The following is an 18,138-nucleotide window of genomic DNA, read 5'->3' as shown; positions in this document are numbered from 1 at the left end:
TTCTGTGTCTGAAGCAAAGGCTGGCAATCGCCAGCCTTTTTCTTTCAGGTTCGTTGTCAGGCGGTCAGCTTGATTGGCTCATCGGCAAAGCCCGCCGCCGGTTTCAGGCCCAGCTCCAGTTCGGCCAGCGTGGCGACCAGGCGTTCGTGGAAATTACGCAGTGTCTCTTCCAGCCGCTGGTTGTTCTCTTTGCCTTTAATCGCAGAAGGCTTCCAGTTGCCCTCTTTATCGAACAGGCCGAAATGATATTCATAGGCAAAATGGTCCTGCTGTGCATCCAGCACCATCCACCAGCCCCAAAACTCGCGCAGTTCCGGAGCAGGTTTAACGTTGACGCAAACGGCCAGGCAGTCAAAGAAAAAGCGATTGTCTTCGCACTTCGCTTCACGGATATACGGCCCCAGTGCACCAAAACGCTTCATTAAGCGGCTTTTAGGATGTCCACTCGGTAACGACATTGTCAAATCTCCATTCATCAGCCTGTAAAAGCAAAGGGTTCAATATTAGCAGCGCAATCGCTTTGCCAACCAGTCAACAATATCACGTAATGCTTTATCAAAGTTATGCATTGCAGGCGAGCGCGCAATCGGCAACCGTTTCGCGTCGCCGGACGACCGCACAATCAGCGTTGACTCCTCTTCCGGACTGAAAACGTCGTCTGGCCACCAGGCAGAAAGCAGCGGCACCGGCGTGCGTCGGCCCAGCAATCCCTGCGTTTTTAACGAATAGCGATTCAGTTCGGCGCGAAGCGCGTCGTCAGAGGCGCTACGCATGCCAAGCCGACTGGCCAGTACATCCATATACATCGGCGGAATGCGATCCTGCAAGGCTGTTTCGCTCAGCAGGCTGTGTACGACCGGCCCGAGACAGGCAACGGCGCACAGACGCTGCGACTCCAGAAAAGCCATGCGCACCGCCACGTTGGCGCCAAAACGCAGGCCAAATGCCGCAACGCGGGTGTGATCAACCCAGGGAATATTTTCCAGATGGCGCAGCACCTGCTGATGCAGAAAGCTGGTGTCCTGCGTTAACGTCCACTTCGACGAGAAGCCCACGGAAGGCATATCGATGGTCAGCATCGCGATACCGCGCGGCGCAAGGTAGTCATGAAACAGGCGGTAGTGATCGGTTTGCAGCGCATCGAGGCTACCGCACATCAGCACGGTAGGATAAGGCGCGCTGACGCCGGAAGGCATATGCAGGAAGCCCACGATGGAACCGCCGTCAGCAACAGGAAACGTCAGCTCTTTCAGCTCGCCGGTCAGCCGACCGGTCGCTTCCTCATAGGCGCGGCTCGCCATCATCTGCGCCTGTTCGGCCAGTTCATCGCCTTTCAGATGCGGATACCCCGCCACGCCATACAGGTTGGCGGCATGAAGCCAGCAGCGCCCTGCCGCCTCGTCGCTGTCTGCATCAAAGGCCTTTTGCTGCCAGACCGCCGCCTGTTTTGACCACTCATAAATCCAGTTGCCGCCACGATAGCCCACCACCGTATCCAGCAGCGTCTCACGGGTGCGATCGGCGCTGCTGGCGGCGATCCTGGCCATCACTTCGCCCAGCTCCAGCGGCGGCAGTCCGCGCCAGCTCCACAGCATCCGGTTGATCATCCGGTACCAGCCGCGATGGCTTTCGCCTTCCAGCGCAGAAGAGACAGTCTGAAGAGGTTGATGTTGAATACGACGGATTAACGATGAGGTTTCGGGATGTTTAAAGCGAGGTTTGAACAGTTCTTCACTCAGATTTTTTGACGGCATGGCGTAACACTCCTCCAACGCACGGGTTCTGCGTAGTCTAACGCAGCATGGCTGGCGGTGGTAAGCGTAAAAACCACAACGCCCGGCAGAACCGGACGTTGTATTGATGTCGGTCAATCAGCTTTTCACAATCGGCGGGATATAAACCACGCCCATATCCCAGGGCTGCTCAATCCAGGTGTTCTGCGGAATGTCGACCACGTAGTCATCCACCAGCGGACGACCGGCCGGTTTGGCGAAAATGGTCACAAAACGCGCCTTCGGATACATGTCGCGGATCGCCTGCGCGGTACCGCCGGTATCGACCAGGTCGTCAATCACGATAAAACCTTCACCGTCGCCTTCCGCACGCTTCAGCACGGTCATTTCGCGCTGGTTGTCGTGGTCGTAGCTGGAGATGCAGACCGTATCCACATAGCGGATACACAATTCACGGGCCAGCAGAGAAGCAGGCACCAGACCACCGCGGCTGACCGCGATAATGCCTTTCCACTGCTCAACGGGTAGCAGGCGCTGAGCCAGTTTGCGGGCATGGATCTGAAGCATGTCCCAGGTGACGACGTATTTTTCGCTCATAAAGGAATCCCGACCAATGGTGTTGGCTTAAAATTTGTACAATGGGAGTGGTTGCGCGGAATTATAGAGATCTGAGCCGTCAAAAACCAGCGCTGACCTGAGTTTTTCCCGCTGCCCTTGAGCAACGACAGGCAAAGGGTGATATTCTTTGCCCATCGCGTCAGATTGACTGACGGGAGTTTCTCAACCGCTAATCATGCTTGCTATCCGCGGCCACTGCTGACCGGGGATGCTGACACAGGAGAGTTATCGTGTCTGAATTGTCTCAACTGTCGCCACAGCCGCTGTGGGATATTTTTGCCAAAGTCTGCTCTATTCCCCACCCGTCGTACCATGAAGAAGAGCTGGCGAACTTTATTTTGTCCTGGGCAAAAGAGCAGGGGTTCTGGGCCGAGCGCGATGCGGTGGGCAATATTTTGATCCGCAAACCGGCAACCCGCGGTCTGGAAAACCTGAAGCCTGTGGCGTTGCAGGCGCATCTTGATATGGTGCCGCAGAAGAATAACGACACCGTGCACGATTTCACCAAAGATCCGATTCAGCCGTGGGTGGATGGCGAATGGGTGAAAGCACGCGGCACCACGCTTGGCGCCGACAACGGCATTGGCCTCTCTTCCGCGCTGGCGGTGCTGGCGGACAAAAACGTCGAACACGGCCCGCTTGAAGTGCTGTTGACCATGACCGAAGAGACCGGCATGGTCGGCGCGTTTGGCCTCCAGCCCGGCTGGCTTCAGTCAGAGATCCTGATCAATACCGACTCTGAAGAAGAGGGCGAGATCTACATGGGCTGCGCGGGTGGCATCGACTTTACCGCCACGCTGCCGGTGGAGCGTGAAGCCGTCCCGGCGGGTTATCAGCATATTCAGCTCATCCTGAAGGGGCTGAAAGGCGGCCACTCCGGCTGCGATATTCACGTCGGACTTGGCAACGCCAACAAGCTGCTGGCGCGCTTCCTGTTTGCCCATGCGAAGACGTTGGATCTGCGTCTGGTCGATTTTACCGGCGGTACGCTGCGTAACGCTATTCCGCGTGAAGCTATCGCCTCGCTTGCCGTTCCTGCCGATAAGATCGATCAGTTGAAAAGCGCAGCGCTGAGCTATCTGGAAACGCTGCAAAACGAGCTGAGCCTGAAAGAGAAGAATATAAACCTGGTGGTCGAGAACGTCGCGGCTTCCGGCCAGGCGCTGACCGACGTCAGCCGCGATGCGTTTATTGCGCTGCTGAACAGCACGCCAAACGGCGTGATCCGCAACTCAGACGTGATGAAAGGCGTGGTGGAAACCTCGCTGAACGTCGGCGTGGTCAAGCTGGAGGAGAACCAGGCGGTAATCAACAGTCTGGTTCGCTCACTGATCGACAGCGGTAAAGAGTACCTGGTCGAGACGCTCACCGCGCTGGGCGAACTGGCTGGTGCGAAAACCGTCGCCAAAGGCAGCTACCCCGGGTGGCAGCCGGATGCCTCCTCACCGATGATGGCGCTGGTGAGCGACACCTATAAGAAGCTGTTTGACAGGACGCCGAACATTCAGGTGATCCACGCCGGACTGGAGTGCGGGCTGTTCAAAAAACCGTATCCGGACATGGATATGGTTTCTATCGGCCCGACCATCACCGGCCCTCACTCGCCGGATGAGCAGGTGCATATCGCAAGCGTCGGCCTGTACTGGCAGCTGCTGACCGCCCTGCTGAAGGCGATCCCCGCGAAGTAGATCGTGCCAACCGGCGTCGGCTATGAGGCAGACGCCGGTTTTTACAGCCCCAGCAGCAGTTGCCTCTCCAGTTGAGGATCGAGCAGCGTAACGTGCAGCCCGACCAGCCTGACCCCGCGCTCGCCACGCCGCTCCTCCCAGGTTTTCTTTGCCACCGCAATCATGTCGTCTTTATTCAGTACCGGCCAGACGTGCTCCTGGGTGGTTTGCTGGAAATCGTTGAACTTCAGCTTCACGCCCTGACGGGCAATCAGCTTGTCCGGCTTGATCTTCTCCAGTCGCCGTTCCAGCTCTTCATAGAGAAAATCGATAATTTCCAGACAGGCTTCCCAGCTATGGATATCTTCCGACAGCGTGCGTTCAACGCCGAGAGATTTGCGCAGGCGCTCGGTGATCACCGCCCGCTCGTCGATACCGTGACTGCGCTCCCAGATGACCCGACCAAATTTCCCGAAGCGTTTTAACAGCGTGGCCAGGTCGGTTTTCTGCACGTCGCCGCAGGAGAGCAGCCCCATCTCCTCCAGCTTCTTTGCCGTCACTTTGCCGACGCCGGGAATTTTCGCCAGCGGCAGCGTCAGCAGAAACGGCGCCATCTCGTCCGGCGTGATGACATATTGTCCGTCAGGCTTGTTAAGATCGGAGGCGATTTTGGCGAGGAATTTGACCGGCGCGATGCCTGCGGAGGCGGTCAGGTTCAGCTCATGGGCGATGGTGCGGCGGATCTCCTGCGCGATAAGCGTGGCCGAGCCCCGACAGTGATGGCTGTCGGACACGTCCAGATAGGCTTCATCCAAAGAAAGCGGTTCAATCAGCGAGGTAAAACGGGAAAAGATTTCACGAATGTGCGCGCTGGCCTCTTTATAGGCGTCAAAGCGACCGGGGATCACTTTCAGGTGAGGGCAAAGCTTCAGCGCCATCGCCGTGGACATCGCGCTGTGTACGCCATATTTTCGCGCCGGGTAATTTGCGGTGCTGATGACGCCGCGCTTGAGATGGCTGCCCCCGATAGCAATGGGAATATTGCGCAACGCAGGATCGTCACGCATTTCTACTGCGGCAAAAAAGCAGTCCATATCAACGTGAATGATCTTGCGCATGCCCCCTCCGTCATCACTGGATAAGTATACAGTTAATCAGACCGTTTTCAATCTCTCAGTGCAACGTCAAAGCGCAGCGGCAGGGATTTTTGATCGCTTTTTATGCGTATTTTCACCGTCGCTCTCTTGATAAAAAAACAGACAATGCTAATGTGGCGCTGCAATTAAGGACTTTTCCTATATTGCCAGTTAAAGGCGTCTCCGACGCTGTCTCCAACCCTCTTTTAAGGGAAACAGAATGGGCAAAATCGCACTGCTGTTTGCGATGTTTTTAATGCCAGCCGTTGTTTTTGCCAGCGAACCGACCGCACCGGTTCTGCCGCTGGCTCCGGTCAGCAAAGAATTAAAGAAACAGTTACTTGGCACGCCTGTCTATATTCAGATCTTCAAAGAAGAGCGCACGCTTGAGCTGTATGGCAAAATCGGCACCGAGTATCGTTTGATCGACAGCTATCGGATCTGTAATTTTTCCGGTGGCCTGGGGCCAAAGCGACGTCAGGGTGATTTTAAAAGCCCGGAAGGATTCTACAGCGTCGGGCTTTCCCAGTTGAAGCCGGACAGCCGCTTTTATCGCGCGATCAACGTTGGCTTCCCCAATGAATACGATCGCCAGCAGGGTTACGAAGGTAAGTACCTGATGATCCACGGCAGCTGCGTCTCTATCGGCTGCTATGCGATGACCGATACCTACATTGAAGATATTTATCGCTACGTGGAAGCAGCGCTGCGTAACGGTCAGCCACGCGTGGACGTCAGCATTTACCCGTTCCGCATGACCGACAGCAACCTGCAACGCCACCGCAACTCGGTCTACTACAGTTTCTGGCGGCAGCTTCAGCCGGGCTACGCGCAGTTTGTAAAAACGCGCCTGCCACCTGCTGTCAGCGTTAGCGACGGTCGCTACGTGATGGGCAGCGCAGGCAGTACCTTTACGGATCGCTCAGCGTTGGCGCTCACCGAGACAAAATAACGTCCAGTCGCCTGGCGCAATTTTGTGCCAGGTTTCGTTAGCGGTCAGCGGCTGAGTCGCGATTACCGTGACCACGTCGTTCGGCGTGGTCTGCTTCTGAAAATCAATTTCCACATCCTGATCCAGCAACGTCGCCTTGCCGAACGGTGCCCGCCGGGTGATCCAGAACAGATTGGTTGAGCAGTACGTCATCAGAAATTGTCCATCCGACAGCAGCATATTAAACACGCCCTTTTTACGCAGCTCCGCCGCCAGTTCGGCAATGTAGCGAAAAACCGCCGGCCAGTTGCCCGGCGTGCGCGGATAGCGCAGGGTCAGCTGGTGCAGCAGCCAGCAAAAAGCGTGTTCGCTGTCGGTTTCCCCGACGGGACGGAACTGCCCGGTATCAAGACGTCGGTAGCCTTTTAGCTGGCCGTTGTGTGCGAACGTCCAGTTACGCCCCCACAGCTCGCGCGTAAACGGATGCGTGTTTTCCAGCGACACCTTGCCGCGATTGGCCTGACGAATGTGCGCCACCACCGAGCAGGATTTAATCGGATACTCCTGCACCAGGCGCGCAACAGGCGAGTTGAAGCTGGGCTGAGGATCTTTGAATGTGCGACAGCCTTTTCCCTCATAAAAGGTAATGCCCCAGCCGTCCTTATGCGGGCCGGTTCCTCCGCCGCGCTGAACCAGCCCGGTAAAGCTGAAGCAGATATCGGTCGGAACGTTCGCGCTCATCCCGAGCAGTTCGCACATAGCGCTACCTCGCAAACAATGCCCCGCGCACGGGGCGGCAAAAGGATTATTTAACCATCTCTTTTTCAACCAGCAGCATCAGGATATGGATCACTTTGATATGGATCTCCTGAATACGATCGGCGTAACCGAAGTGCGGGACGCGAATTTCCACGTCGGCCAGACCATCCATTTTTCCGCCGTCTTTGCCGGTCAGCGCAATCACCTTCATGCCCTGCGCGCGCGCGGCTTCAATGGCTTTCAGCACGTTGGCCGAGTTGCCGGAGGTGGAAAGACCAAGCAGTACATCGCCCGATTTGCCCACCGCTTCCACGTAGCGCGAGAAGACAAACTCATAGCCAAAATCGTTACTGACGCAGGAGAGATGGCTGACGTCAGAGATGGCAATCGCCGGATAGCCGGGGCGATTCTCACGATAGCGGCCGGTCAGCTCTTCTGCAAAATGCATGGCATCGCAGTGTGAACCGCCGTTTCCGCAGGAGAGCACCTTGCCGCCCGCTTTGAAAGCATCTGCCAGCAGCACCGCCGCGCGCTGGATGGCGTGAATATTGGCTTCGTCGCTGAGAAAGTTACTGAGCGTTTCAGCGGCTTCGTTGAGCTCGGCGCGAATGATGTCCTGATACATAGGGGAGTCCTTTAAGAGTGAGGTCAGATTTAGTTTAACAACCCGGACGAAGCGCGAAAAGCGCCTTTCCGGTTGGGCTGTCACATTGACATTAAGTGCGCGCGGAATGTGACCCACGTTGTAATTATTATGTAAATGCATTGCTAAGCAAATGCATCTCATCTAAATCTGTAGCCAACAGGTCAGACCTCTTACTAGATGATGGAGATTTTTATGATGCTTCTCAGTTGCGTTGCAACACTTGTGCTGATTGGCGTGCTGTTTTATCACCGCATCAGCCTGCGGCTCAGCAGTCTGATCCTGCTGGTCTGGACGGTGGCCTGGGCGCTGGCGCACGTCTGGACGATGTGGATGGTGATCCCGGTGGCGCTGCTGCTGCTGCCGTTTAACCTCTCCTCATTGCGCCAGTCACTGTTCTCAAAACCGATGCTGAAAACCTTTCAGAAAGTGATGCCGCCGATGTCCCGCACAGAAAAAGAGGCGATTGAAGCAGGCACCACCTGGTGGGAAGGCGAGCTGTTTCGCGGCGCGCCGGACTGGCAGAAGCTGCACAATTATCCGCAGCCGCGTCTGACCGCCGATGAGCAGGCGTTTCTGGATGGCCCGGTTGAAGAGGCCTGCCGCATGGCGAACGACTTCGCCATCACGCACGAAATGGCCGATTTGCCGCCTGAGCTGTGGGCGTACCTGAAAGAACAGCGCTTTTTCGCCATGATCATTAAGAAAGAGTACGGCGGACTGGCATTCTCAGCGTATGCGCAGGCGCAGGTGTTGCAAAAGCTGGCGGGCGTCTCCGGCATCCTGGCCATTACCGTAGGCGTGCCGAACTCACTCGGCCCCGGTGAACTGCTTCAGCACTACGGAACGGAAGCACAGAAAAATCATTATCTGCCGCGTCTGGCCAGGGGCGACGAAATCCCCTGCTTTGCGCTGACCAGCCCGGAAGCCGGCTCCGATGCCGGTGCCATCCCGGACACCGGCGTGGTGTGTATGGGCGAATGGCAGGGCGAACGCGTGCTGGGCATGCGCCTCACCTGGAACAAACGTTATATCACGCTGGCACCGGTCGCTACCGTCCTCGGCCTCGCGTTTAAGCTCTCCGATCCCGAACATCTGCTGGGCGAGACGGAAAACCTGGGCATTACCTGCGCGCTGATCCCGGCACACACGCCGGGCGTGGAGATCGGCAAACGCCACTTCCCGCTGAACGTACCTTTCCAGAACGGCCCGACGCGCGGTAACGATATTTTTGTCCCAATTGATACCATTATTGGCGGGCCGAAAATGGCCGGTCAGGGCTGGCGGATGCTGGTTGAATGCCTCTCCGTCGGACGCGGCATCACTCTGCCCTCCAATTCCACCGGCAGCGTCAAAAGCATTGCGCTGGCCATCGGCGCCTATGCGCATATTCGCCGCCAGTTTCGTCTGCCCATCGGCAAAATGGAGGGCATCGAAGAGCCGCTGGCACGCATTGCCGGTAATGCCTGGGTGATGGACGCCGCCGCTTCATTAATTACCTACGGCATCGTGCAGGGCGAAAAACCGGCGGTGCTCTCTGCTATTGTGAAATACCACTGTACCCATCGTGGGCAGCGCGCCATTCTGGATGCGATGGATATTGCTGGCGGCAAAGGCATTATGCTCGGCAAAAGCAACTTCCTGGCCCGCGCCTACCAGGGCGCGCCTATTGCCATCACCGTGGAAGGCGCCAATATTCTGACGCGCAGCATGATCATCTTTGGCCAGGGCGCGATCCGTTGCCATCCGTATGTGCTGACAGAGATGGCCGCCGCGCACAATCACGATCTGCACGCGTTTGACAACGCGCTGTTCAGCCACGTCGGACACGTCGGGAGTAACGTGGCGCGCAGCCTGTGGCTTGGACTGACCGGCGGCCGCACCAGCCGCACGCCGACCCGCGACGTGACCGCCCGCTACTATCAGCATCTGAACCGCCTGAGCGCCAACATGGCGCTGCTGGCCGACATGTCGATGTCGGTGTTGGGCGGAAGCCTGAAGCGTCGTGAGCGCATCTCTGCCCGCCTGGGCGACGTGCTCAGCCAGCTCTATCTGGCCTCGGCGGCGCTGAAACGCTATGAGGACGAAGGCCGCAACGAAGCGGATCTGCCGCTGCTGCATTGGGGCGTGCAGGATGCGATGTATCAGGCCGAAACGGCGGTGGAAGCGCTGCTGCGTAATTTCCCGAATCGACTGGTTGCCGGTCTGCTCCACGCGGTGATTTTCCCGACCGGTCGCCACTGCCGTGAGCCGTCCGATCGCCTCGATCACCAACTGGCACGCATTCTGCAACTGCCTTCCGCCACCCGCACGCGTCTTGGGCGCGGGCAGTACCTGACGCCGTCTGAGCACAATCCTGCGGGGCAGCTGGAAGAGGCGCTCAGTCACGTTATGGCGGCGGAGGTTATTCACGATCGCCTGTGTAAGGAGCAGAAGAAGCCGCTGCCGTTTACCCGGCTGGACGAGCTGGCAAAACGCGGGCTGGCGGAAAAATGGCTCAATGATGAAGAAGCCGCGGTGCTGATCCGTGCGGAAGCCAGCCGCCTGCGCGCCATCAACGTCGATGAGTTTGAGGCGGATGCGCTGGCAACGCAGCCGGTAAAGATGATGGAGCAGGAAAGAAAAACTGAGGCGGCCTAGCGCGTTGCGCTGAAGTATGAGGGAATAACGCCCCGCCGAAAGGCGGGGGGTTTCGTTTATCCGTTCTGCCTGACGCGGGCGATCAGCGCATCAATATCGTCGATCTGATGTGCCGCGAGGATCAGCGTTCTGCCCAGCGTTATCGCCTGACGCACGCACTCGATCTTCATCGTTTCATCGTCAATTTCTTTAATATCCGCCACCTGCGACATGCCCACCGTACGACGGATCAGCTCTGTACCGCAGAAGCCCAGCGTGTCCTGCCAGATTTTACGCATGAAGGCGTCACCATAGCCGGGATACGCCAGCGCGCGGTCGCGTGAATTTTCCGCCGCCAGCGCCAGGAAGCGTTCAGAGAAGCGCCGCCACAGTCTGCGCACGTCATTAAGGCGCTTTTCGCGCGCATCGGCGGCTTCCCGCGGCACCAGCAGGCCCGGCAGCGCGCAGTAGTTAAGCAGCAGATTACCCAGCGCACTGCCCACGTCGAAACCTATCGGGCCGTAATAGCCAAACTCCGCATCGATGACCTTCAGCGTATTGTCACCCACGAATATCGATCCGCTGTGCACGTCGCCGTGGAGCAGCGCCTCAGCGTTGGACAGAAACCGGTGCTTCAGCGCCGCGACGTTCAGCCGCAGCGCGTCATCGGTGCGCAGCGAGGCTACCAGCGGCTCCAGCGCGCGCGGATAGCCATTGCGTTCATGCACCTCATAGGGTTCGTTAAAAAACAGCTCTTCCGTGATGTCGCACAGTTCCGGGTTGGTAAAGCGCGCGACATCCGCCTTCTTCTGATGCGGATGCTGGAAAAAATCGGAGGTGTGAAACAGCGTCTTCGCCAGATACTCGCCGAGCTGCGCGGCAGCCTGCGGATAGTCCACGCCTTTTACCTGCTCGCCGCGCCAGATGGCAAGGCTGGAGAGATCCTCCATCACCATCACCGCTAACTGCGGATCGTAGTGCAGGATTTTTACCGTATGTTCCGGGCAGAACTGACCATGTATATTGAGCACTTCGGCTTCAATGCGTGCGCGATCGAGCGTCAGCGGCCAGGATTCCCCGACGCAGCGGACATAAGGGAGGGCCTGCTTGATGATGATTCGGCTGATGCCCTTCGTGTCGAAAATTTTAAACACCAGATTGAGGTTGCCATCACCCACCTCAAGGGAATCCACCAGATCCGCCACGCCGCCAAACTGGCGCGCGTATTCAACGGCATCTGCTGCGGTGAACGTACGGTATTGCGACATTGCCTGCCCCTCTTCGATCGCGATGAATCCAACAATTCTTTTAATATAAGCCGTTCAGACGTCTATACTTCCGAAAGGCATGTTGGCACAATATGCCGCAATAACGCAACCAGGATTTAACGTTCATGCAGACTTTGCAAACCACCAGCTTACGAATTCGTGACAACCAACTCTGGATACTCGATCAGCAGGCGCTGCCGCAAAAAACGATCTGGTGTCCAACGCCCGGTGTCGCTGACCTGGTAGAACATATCAAAACGCTGCGGGTTCGTGGCGCACCGCTGATTGGCCTCTCCGCCAGCCTGCTGCTGGCCCTGCTGGCAGAAAACGGCATGGCGAAAGCGGAACTCGCCAGCTCGCTGGAAATCCTCCGCGCCGCTCGCCCCACCGCCGTGAATCTGATGAACAATCTCGATCGCATGAAGCTTGCGCTGGCGCAGGACAATTATGTCACCGCCCTGACGTTTGAAGCGCTGCGCCTGGTGGAGGAAGATCGCGCGCTGTGCGATAAAATTGCCGCTCATGGTGCCCAACTGATCGCGCCCGGCAGCCGTCTCCTCACCCACTGCAACACCGGCGGCCTGGCAACGGCCGGCGTGGGGACGGCGCTGGGTGTTATTTCGCGCGGCTGGCAGGATGGCCGCGTTGAGAAAGTCTGGGTGGATGAAACCCGCCCGCTTCTTCAGGGCGGCCGCCTGACGGCATGGGAGCTCGGCGAACTCGGCGTGCCTTATCGGCTTATTTGTGACAGCATGGCCGCCAGCCTGATGGCGCAAAAGCAGGTCGATGCGATTTGGGTCGGCGCCGACCGCATCGCCGCCAACGGCGACGTGGCGAACAAAATTGGCACCTACAGCCTGGCGGTACTGGCGCATTTTCACGGCATTCCGTTTTACGTTGCCGCGCCGCATACCACGCTCGATCCCGCCTGTCCCAACGGTGCCGCCATCCCTATTGAGCAGCGCGCCGCGACCGAAGTCACCGGCGTTGCCGGCAGCTTTGGCGACGTTCGCTGGGCGCCGGACGATGCGCAGGTCTATAACCCGGCCTTTGACGTCACGCCCGCCGCGCTGATCGCGGGCTGGGTGCTGGACACCGGCGTGGTCACCGCAGCGCAGGTTGAGGCAGGCGTGTTTCAGCCAGCCCGATAACGCATTGACCTACGGCAGGCGTGGATAGGCATCGGCAATCGCATCGCCGGTAAAGTTTGCTATCCAGCCTTCCTGATTATCAAAGATGCGTATAGCGGTAAAATGGGGCGCCGATCCCATGTCGAACCAGTGCGGCGTCCCGGCTGGCACGGAGATCAGATCGTTCTTCTCGCAGAGGATCTGGTAAACGTGTCCGTCGAGATGCAGACAAAACAACCCGGAACCTTCAACAAAGAAGCGGACTTCGTCTTCGCCGTGCGTGTGCTCGGAGAGAAACTTAGTACGCAGCGTCTCTTTCTGCGGATTGTCCGCCCGCATGCTGATGACGTCCCAGCTCTGATAGCCTTTTTCAGCCACCAGCCGGTCAATTGCGTGCTGATAGGCGGTGATCACCGTTTCCGGCGCGGGATCTTTACCTAAATCGCGATCCGCTTCCCATCGCTCAAACCGCACCGCTTTCGCATTCAGCTTCTGGCGTATCTCTTCGGCATCGGTGCTGTGCCAGATCGGTTTGGTGGCTTCAATATCGGTAAAAATAGTCAGTGCACTCATAAAGCAAACGGCTCCAGGGTTATCTGATCAAAACGGTTTACCTGACGATGGCGGCTCTGCTCATCCGCGTCGTCACGCAGTAACTGTAAGGTATGCCAGCCCGCCTCTTTAGCGGCATCCAACTCCTGACGCATATCTGATAAAAACAGCAGCGTATTCGCCGGCAGGTTGATCTTTCCGGCAATGTTGCGATAGGACGTCGTTTCTCGCTTGGCGCCGACGTGCGTATCGAAATAGCCGCTGAAGAGACCAGTAATATCACCCTCATCGCTGTAGCCAAATAACAATTTTTGCGCAGCGACGGAGCCGGAGGAATAAATATATAAATCAATGCCCTGCTGCTTCCAGCTGGTCAGCGACGGCAGCACGTCAGGATAGAGATGGCCGGTAAAGCTGCCGTTGAGGTAGCCATCACGCCAGATCATGCCCTGAAGCGCCTTCAGCGCCGTAGACTTGCGATCTTCATCCATAAAGCCAAACAGCACGGCGATCAGATCCTCCACCGTCGCCTGCGGCCGGGCGATTTCGTCCCGCAGATCGCTTAACGCCTGCGCCACGTCTTCGCGGTGCTGAAAGGCGGCAATGAACGCGGCGAGGTTTTCACGCGCATAGGGAAACAGCACGTTGTGGACAAAGCGGATATCGCTGGTGGTGCCTTCAATATCGGTAACAATGGCGCGGATCATCTGGCCTCCAGCACGCGGCGTTGTAGTTCACACTGGAAAAGAAACTCCAGCCCTTCAAGATGGCGACGCGCTTCCTGCACGTCCCTGCCCCAGCAGGTGAGGCCGTGGCCGCGCAGCAAAAAACCATAGCGCAGCGGCGAGGTTTCGGCGTAATGCGCAATGCGTCCTGCCAGTGCATCAATATCCTGATCGTTATCGAAAAGCGCAAGGGCCACGCGATTGAGATGCGAGTGCTGTCCGGCCAGCGTTTTCTGCATTTCATAACCTTGCAGAATCAGTGCGGCACTCTTCTCAACGCGTGAGAGCACGGTCGAGTTGACCGTATGCGTGTGCAGCACCGCGCCCGCATCAGGAAAGAGCCGATATATCAGCGTGTGCAGGCCGGTTTCGGCAGAGGGCTTACGCCCTGACGGCACCGCGTTTGTCGCAATCGCCACCTGAATAAAGTCATTGCGCGTCAGCGCACCTTTGTCTTTGCCGGATTCGCTGAGCAGGCAAAATTCCGCGTCCTGACGCACCGACATATTGCCGCCGGTGGCAGGCGCCCAGCCTTTTTCGCCAATCCAGTGGCAGGCTGCCACCAGCTGATCTAACTGTGAACTCAAGGTCATACCGCTCCTTATCATAGCCCGTCCGCCTGAACCGACAGGGCATTTAGACGTCTAAGCGTCTCGATTGCCAAATAGTAGCATCGCGGCTATAGTGGCAGCAATACAGAGCGTAAATCCCGCGCCGAAGGATGACTATTCATGAGCCAGACTCACCTGATCCCTGAGAGCAAATTGCCCGCTCTCGGCACCACTATTTTTTCGCAGATGAGCGCGCTCGCCCAGCAGCACAACGCCATCAATCTGTCGCAAGGTTTTCCCGATTTCGACGGCCCCGACTATCTTAAATCGCGCCTGGCGCACCATGTCAGTACGGGCGCGAACCAGTATGCGCCCATGGCGGGCGTGCAGCCGCTGCGCGACGCGATTGTCGCAAAGACGGCGGAACTTTATGGCTACCGGCCGGACAGCACGACCGGGGTGACCGTGACCGCAGGCGCAACCGAAGCGCTCTATGCCGCGATCACCGCGCTGGTTCGGCCTGGCGATGAGGTGATCTGCTTCGATCCCAGCTACGACAGCTACGCGCCTGCGGTGACGCTGGCGGGCGGCGTTATGAAGCGCATCGCACTGCAACCGCCGTCGTTTCGCGTTGACTGGCAGGCCTTCGCCACGCAGCTCTCCTCCCGCACCCGGTTAGTCATTCTGAATACGCCGCACAATCCTTCCGCCACCGTCTGGCAGAAAAGCGATTATGCGTCGCTGTGGCAGGCCATTCGCGCGCAGGAAATCTATGTGCTGAGCGATGAGGTTTACGAACACATCTGTTTTGCCGACGACGGCCACGCCAGCGTGCTGGCGCACCCTGAACTGCGTGCGCGCGCCATTGCGGTGTCCTCGTTTGGTAAAACCTTCCATATGACCGGCTGGAAAGTGGGTTACTGCGTGGCGCCCGCCGAGTTAACGGCGGAAATTCGTAAGGTGCATCAGTATCTGACCTTCGCGGTAAACACGCCCGCACAGCTGGCGCTGGCGGATATGCTGAACGCCGAGCCTGAGCACTATCGACAATTACCCGCATTTTACCGTGCGCGGCGCGATCGTTTTGTGCAGGCATTGTCGAAAAGCCGCCTCAAGGTGCTGCCCTGTGAAGGCACTTATTTTCTGCTCGCCGACTACAGCGCCGTTTCCGATCTGGACGACGTGGCGTTCTGCCAGTGGCTGACCACGGAGGTTGGCGTGGCGGCGATCCCGCTGTCGGTATTCTGCGCCGATCCTTTCCCCCATAAGCTGATCCGGCTGTGCTTCGCCAAACAGGAAGCCACGCTGGACGCCGCCGCGGAGCGCCTGTGTCAACTTTAAACCTTACCGTGCTGCAACAGCCGCTGGCGTGGATGGAAGGCGAAGCCAATCTGCGTCACTTTGATACGCTGCTGGCCGGCCTGCACGGGCGCGACCTGATTGTGCTGCCGGAAATGTTCACCACCGGCTTTGCGATGGAGGCGGCGAAAAGCTCGCTGCCTGAAGCGCGGGTCGCAGAGTGGCTGCACGAGAAAGCCCGCACGGCCGACGCGCTGGTGGGCGGCAGCGCCGCGATTCAGACAGCGGACGGTGCCGTCAATCGCTTTCTGCTGGTCGAGCCAAACGGCCGTGTTCACCGTTACGATAAACGGCATCTGTTCCGCATGGCCGATGAGCATCATCATTACCTGGCCGGCAGCCGCCGTGAGATCGTCGAATGGCGCGGCTGGCGCATTCTGCCGCAGGTTTGTTACGATCTGCGCTTTCCGGTCTTTTCCCGCAACCGCAATGACTACGATTTGGCGCTTTACGTCGCCAACTGGCCCGCGCCGCGCGCCGCTCACTGGCAGGCGCTGCTGCTGGCCCGCGCCATTGAGAATCAGGCCTGGGTGGCGGGCTGCAACCGCGTGGGCCGCGACGGTAACGACCATCACTACAGCGGCGACAGCCGGATCATCAACCCGCAGGGCGATATCGTGGCAGCGGGCGAGCCTCATCAGCCTGCCGTGCTTCATGCTGAACTGTCACTTGAAGCACTTCGCGATTATCGCCAACGCTTTCCGGCGTGGCGCGATGCGGACGCGTTTTATTTTTAACGCTTACGTCCCCCTGCGCGTTTGCGCCGGGGGAAGATAGTGCGAGGGAGACTGCCCGGTCACCCGGCGGAACATGGTCGAAAATGACGAGCCGCTTTCATAACCCATCTCCAGCGCGATAACGTTCACCGCCTCGCCTTCCACCAGCCGCGCCAGCGATACCACCACGCACGCTCTTTGTCGCCAGGCAGAGAATGACAACCCCGTTTCACGCCTGAAATGACGCCGGAAGGTGCTTTCACTCATAAAAAGATCGGCGGCCCAGTCAACCGATGCGGCCTGTACCGACGGCCTGTTCAGGAAGCGATGACACTTCAGCAGCAGCCTTTTCTCCTGCGGCAGCGGAATGTCAAAAGCACGGCGGGGCATGGTCGCCATTTCAGCTAACAGCAGCGTCATCAGCGCGCAATCGCGCTGCGTCTCGTAAAGAGGGGGAAGATCTACCGCCTCAATCAGCAACTGACGCAGCAGCGAAGAGACAGCAATGATTTTACAGGCGTTCCCCATGTTCAGATCGTCCGCTTTTGCCGGTTCGATATACAGGCTGCGGGTGGTGACGCCCATAAATTTCACACGATGCTCCATGCCGGACGGGAGCCAGACCGCATGCTGCGGCGGCACAATCCAGCAGCCGCTGTCGGTCATCACTTCCATCAGGCCCGTCGCCCCATAGAGCAGCTGCGCCCGCCGGTGGCGGTGTTTCGACAGCAGATAGCCGCCGGGATAGTCATTTCCCAGCGCCACCACGTCCCGCTTAAGGTTGTCATGATCGTCAATATGGACGTTACGCATCAGCTCGTCAGCCTTTATTTTGACCGTTTCGCAAGGGTAAATGAGCGGGCCGAAAATGGGAAGCCGGAGGGGCAGACGGTATGCTTGCCGCCACTATTTTCTTCTGTACAGGGCAGGCGAAATGAGCGACATCGTGATAATTGTGCTGGCCGGTGTTGCAACCGGTATGACGACCGTTTTATTTGGGTTTGGCGGGGGTTTTGTGGTTGTTCCCTTCGTGTATCGCTTTATCTCGCATCATGGCGGTGACGCCGTGGCGGGCCAGGCGATGCATATTGCGGTGGCCACCTCGACGGCGGTGATGGTGCTGAATGCCTCGCTGGCGAGCTACAAAAACTGGAAAGCGGGAACGCTGCTTGCGGAAACGCTCTGTCCACTGATCTTCTTTATTGTACCCGGCGCGCTTCTTGGCGCATTGCTGGCAGGCGCGCTGCCGGATAACCGCATCAGGATGCTTTACATTCTTTATATGCTTTTCACCGTGGCGGATTGTCTGCTGCGAAAAGGTTTTTTCATGCAGCGGGAGAAAAAACGCCTTTCTTCATTTACCGCGAGCGCAGGCGGCGTGGTTATTGGCACGGTTGCCGCCCTGCTCGGCGTGGGCGGCAGCGTGATGACCGTGCCGCTGCTTCGACGTCACGGCTACGCGATGCAGCACTGCATCAGTGCGGCAAATCCGCTTTCTGTGCCCGTCGCCGTGGTTGCTTCACTGGTTTACATTTTCAGCGCGCCGGATGGCATGCCTGAAAACGGCTACCTCGGGTACATTAACCTGCAAATTCTGGGGCTGCTGATCGTGACCGGCTTTGCGGGCATTGCCTTTACCCGCAAGTTCATTCCGCCGGTGCCGGATTTACTCCACGCCCGCATCTACATCCTGCTGCTGACGGGCGTCACCATCGCGATATCACTCTGATA

The 18,138-nt window shown here is 58.1% G+C and carries 18 protein-coding genes; 7 read left to right on the top strand and 11 right to left on the bottom strand.

Annotated elements, in window-relative coordinates; all coding sequences use genetic code 11:
* Positions 1-56: 56 nt before the first annotated feature.
* The 3 genes from crl to gpt all read right to left on the bottom strand — a co-directional run bounded on the left by crl (position 57) and on the right by gpt (position 2,330).
* The gene (gene crl, locus FA91_RS03495; RefSeq protein WP_034912576.1) at positions 57-458 is read right to left on the bottom strand and encodes a sigma factor-binding protein Crl; all 402 of its coding nucleotides are present in this window, start codon (positions 456-458) and stop codon (positions 57-59) included.
* A 45-nt stretch (positions 459-503) separates the two neighbouring features.
* Complete coding sequence (gene frsA / locus FA91_RS03490) at positions 504-1,754, bottom strand: esterase FrsA (RefSeq protein ID WP_034912573.1); 1,251 nt, start codon at positions 1,752-1,754, stop codon at positions 504-506.
* 117 nt (positions 1,755-1,871) lie between these two features.
* On the bottom strand, positions 1,872-2,330 hold the full coding sequence (gpt, locus tag FA91_RS03485; RefSeq protein WP_034912572.1) for a xanthine phosphoribosyltransferase: 459 nt from the start codon (positions 2,328-2,330) through the stop codon (positions 1,872-1,874).
* A 251-nt stretch (positions 2,331-2,581) separates the two neighbouring features.
* Here gpt and pepD point away from each other — a divergent pair, with 251 nt between their 5' ends.
* Positions 2,582-4,039 (top strand): beta-Ala-His dipeptidase, encoded by a 1,458-nt coding sequence (pepD, locus tag FA91_RS03480; RefSeq protein ID WP_034912571.1) that lies wholly within the window; start codon positions 2,582-2,584, stop codon positions 4,037-4,039.
* Positions 4,040-4,080: 41 nt separating this feature from the next.
* On the opposite strand, the gene dinB is transcribed toward pepD, so the two are convergent.
* On the bottom strand, positions 4,081-5,136 hold the full coding sequence (gene dinB, locus FA91_RS03475; RefSeq protein ID WP_034912570.1) for a DNA polymerase IV: 1,056 nt from the start codon (positions 5,134-5,136) through the stop codon (positions 4,081-4,083).
* Positions 5,137-5,374: 238 nt separating this feature from the next.
* On the opposite strand from dinB, the gene dpaA reads away from it, so the two are divergent.
* Positions 5,375-6,106, top strand: coding sequence for a peptidoglycan meso-diaminopimelic acid protein amidase (gene dpaA, locus FA91_RS03470; protein WP_034912569.1), 732 nt, complete (start codon positions 5,375-5,377; stop codon positions 6,104-6,106).
* On the opposite strand, the gene FA91_RS03465 is transcribed toward dpaA, so the two are convergent.
* Positions 6,077-6,844 (bottom strand): class II glutamine amidotransferase, encoded by a 768-nt coding sequence (locus FA91_RS03465; RefSeq protein ID WP_034912568.1) that lies wholly within the window; start codon positions 6,842-6,844, stop codon positions 6,077-6,079. The genes dpaA and FA91_RS03465 overlap by 30 nt on opposite strands.
* Positions 6,845-6,890: 46 nt before the next feature.
* A complete protein-coding gene (gene lpcA / locus FA91_RS03460) occupies positions 6,891-7,469 on the bottom strand; it encodes a D-sedoheptulose 7-phosphate isomerase (protein WP_034912567.1) in 579 nt (192 codons plus the stop codon).
* 213 nt (positions 7,470-7,682) lie between these two features.
* Between lpcA and fadE the strand changes: the two genes are divergently transcribed.
* The gene (gene fadE, locus FA91_RS03455) at positions 7,683-10,127 is read left to right on the top strand and encodes an acyl-CoA dehydrogenase FadE (RefSeq protein ID WP_034912564.1); all 2,445 of its coding nucleotides are present in this window, start codon (positions 7,683-7,685) and stop codon (positions 10,125-10,127) included.
* Positions 10,128-10,183: 56 nt separating this feature from the next.
* Here fadE and mtnK read toward each other — a convergent pair whose 3' ends face one another.
* Entirely contained in the window at positions 10,184-11,374 is a 1,191-nt protein-coding gene (gene mtnK, locus FA91_RS03450; protein ID WP_034912561.1) for an S-methyl-5-thioribose kinase, read from the bottom strand.
* Between the two features lie 125 nt (positions 11,375-11,499).
* On the opposite strand from mtnK, the gene mtnA reads away from it, so the two are divergent.
* Positions 11,500-12,525 (top strand): S-methyl-5-thioribose-1-phosphate isomerase, encoded by a 1,026-nt coding sequence (gene mtnA, locus FA91_RS03445; RefSeq protein ID WP_034912560.1) that lies wholly within the window; start codon positions 11,500-11,502, stop codon positions 12,523-12,525.
* 9 nt (positions 12,526-12,534) lie between these two features.
* Here mtnA and FA91_RS03440 read toward each other — a convergent pair whose 3' ends face one another.
* Genes FA91_RS03440 through FA91_RS03430 form a run of 3 tightly spaced genes read right to left on the bottom strand, consistent with a single transcriptional unit; the run spans position 12,535 to position 14,374 of the window.
* A complete protein-coding gene (locus FA91_RS03440) occupies positions 12,535-13,077 on the bottom strand; it encodes an acireductone dioxygenase (RefSeq protein ID WP_034912558.1) in 543 nt (180 codons plus the stop codon).
* Entirely contained in the window at positions 13,074-13,763 is a 690-nt protein-coding gene (mtnC, locus tag FA91_RS03435) for an acireductone synthase (protein WP_034912556.1), read from the bottom strand. The genes FA91_RS03440 and mtnC overlap by 4 nt, the downstream gene beginning before the upstream one ends.
* Positions 13,760-14,374, bottom strand: coding sequence for a methylthioribulose 1-phosphate dehydratase (locus FA91_RS03430; RefSeq protein WP_034912553.1), 615 nt, complete (start codon positions 14,372-14,374; stop codon positions 13,760-13,762). Before FA91_RS03430 ends, mtnC begins: the two co-directional genes overlap by 4 nt.
* 138 nt (positions 14,375-14,512) lie before the next feature.
* Here FA91_RS03430 and FA91_RS03425 point away from each other — a divergent pair, with 138 nt between their 5' ends.
* Both FA91_RS03425 and FA91_RS03420 read left to right on the top strand, forming a co-directional pair.
* A complete protein-coding gene (locus FA91_RS03425) occupies positions 14,513-15,673 on the top strand; it encodes a pyridoxal phosphate-dependent aminotransferase (protein ID WP_034912550.1) in 1,161 nt (386 codons plus the stop codon).
* On the top strand, positions 15,661-16,428 hold the full coding sequence (locus FA91_RS03420; protein ID WP_034912549.1) for an amidohydrolase: 768 nt from the start codon (positions 15,661-15,663) through the stop codon (positions 16,426-16,428). The genes FA91_RS03425 and FA91_RS03420 overlap by 13 nt, the downstream gene beginning before the upstream one ends.
* Before the next feature lie 3 nt (positions 16,429-16,431).
* On the opposite strand, the gene FA91_RS03415 is transcribed toward FA91_RS03420, so the two are convergent.
* On the bottom strand, positions 16,432-17,220 hold the full coding sequence (locus FA91_RS03415) for a helix-turn-helix transcriptional regulator (protein WP_034912547.1): 789 nt from the start codon (positions 17,218-17,220) through the stop codon (positions 16,432-16,434).
* Positions 17,221-17,341: 121 nt separating this feature from the next.
* On the opposite strand from FA91_RS03415, the gene FA91_RS03410 reads away from it, so the two are divergent.
* Entirely contained in the window at positions 17,342-18,136 is a 795-nt protein-coding gene (locus FA91_RS03410) for a sulfite exporter TauE/SafE family protein (RefSeq protein WP_034912544.1), read from the top strand.
* Positions 18,137-18,138: the final 2 nt, after the last annotated feature.

Origin of the sequence: Erwinia sp. 9145, assembly GCF_000745075.1 — a bacterium.
GTDB lineage: Bacteria > Pseudomonadota > Gammaproteobacteria > Enterobacterales > Enterobacteriaceae > Erwinia > Erwinia oleae.
This window is presented reverse-complemented; position numbering and strand designations above follow the sequence as displayed.

Bases quoted from the DNA above. Each gene is read 5' to 3' on its own strand.
- crl (WP_034912576.1), bottom strand. From the start codon at position 458: ATGTCGTTACCGAGTGGACATCCTAAAAGCCGCTTAATGAAGCGTTTT.
- frsA (WP_034912573.1), bottom strand. From the start codon at position 1,754: ATGCCGTCAAAAAATCTGAGTGAAGAACTGTTCAAACCTCGCTTTAAA.
- gpt (WP_034912572.1), bottom strand. From the start codon at position 2,330: ATGAGCGAAAAATACGTCGTCACCTGGGACATGCTTCAGATCCATGCC.
- dinB (WP_034912570.1), bottom strand. From the start codon at position 5,136: ATGCGCAAGATCATTCACGTTGATATGGACTGCTTTTTTGCCGCAGTA.
- dpaA (WP_034912569.1), top strand. From the start codon at position 5,375: ATGGGCAAAATCGCACTGCTGTTTGCGATGTTTTTAATGCCAGCCGTT.
- FA91_RS03465 (WP_034912568.1), bottom strand. From the start codon at position 6,844: ATGTGCGAACTGCTCGGGATGAGCGCGAACGTTCCGACCGATATCTGC.
- lpcA (WP_034912567.1), bottom strand. From the start codon at position 7,469: ATGTATCAGGACATCATTCGCGCCGAGCTCAACGAAGCCGCTGAAACG.
- fadE (WP_034912564.1), top strand. From the start codon at position 7,683: ATGATGCTTCTCAGTTGCGTTGCAACACTTGTGCTGATTGGCGTGCTG.
- mtnK (WP_034912561.1), bottom strand. From the start codon at position 11,374: ATGTCGCAATACCGTACGTTCACCGCAGCAGATGCCGTTGAATACGCG.
- mtnA (WP_034912560.1), top strand. From the start codon at position 11,500: ATGCAGACTTTGCAAACCACCAGCTTACGAATTCGTGACAACCAACTC.
- FA91_RS03440 (WP_034912558.1), bottom strand. From the start codon at position 13,077: ATGAGTGCACTGACTATTTTTACCGATATTGAAGCCACCAAACCGATC.
- mtnC (WP_034912556.1), bottom strand. From the start codon at position 13,763: ATGATCCGCGCCATTGTTACCGATATTGAAGGCACCACCAGCGATATC.
- FA91_RS03430 (WP_034912553.1), bottom strand. From the start codon at position 14,374: ATGACCTTGAGTTCACAGTTAGATCAGCTGGTGGCAGCCTGCCACTGG.
- FA91_RS03425 (WP_034912550.1), top strand. From the start codon at position 14,513: ATGAGCCAGACTCACCTGATCCCTGAGAGCAAATTGCCCGCTCTCGGC.
- FA91_RS03415 (WP_034912547.1), bottom strand. From the start codon at position 17,220: ATGCGTAACGTCCATATTGACGATCATGACAACCTTAAGCGGGACGTG.
- FA91_RS03410 (WP_034912544.1), top strand. From the start codon at position 17,342: ATGAGCGACATCGTGATAATTGTGCTGGCCGGTGTTGCAACCGGTATG.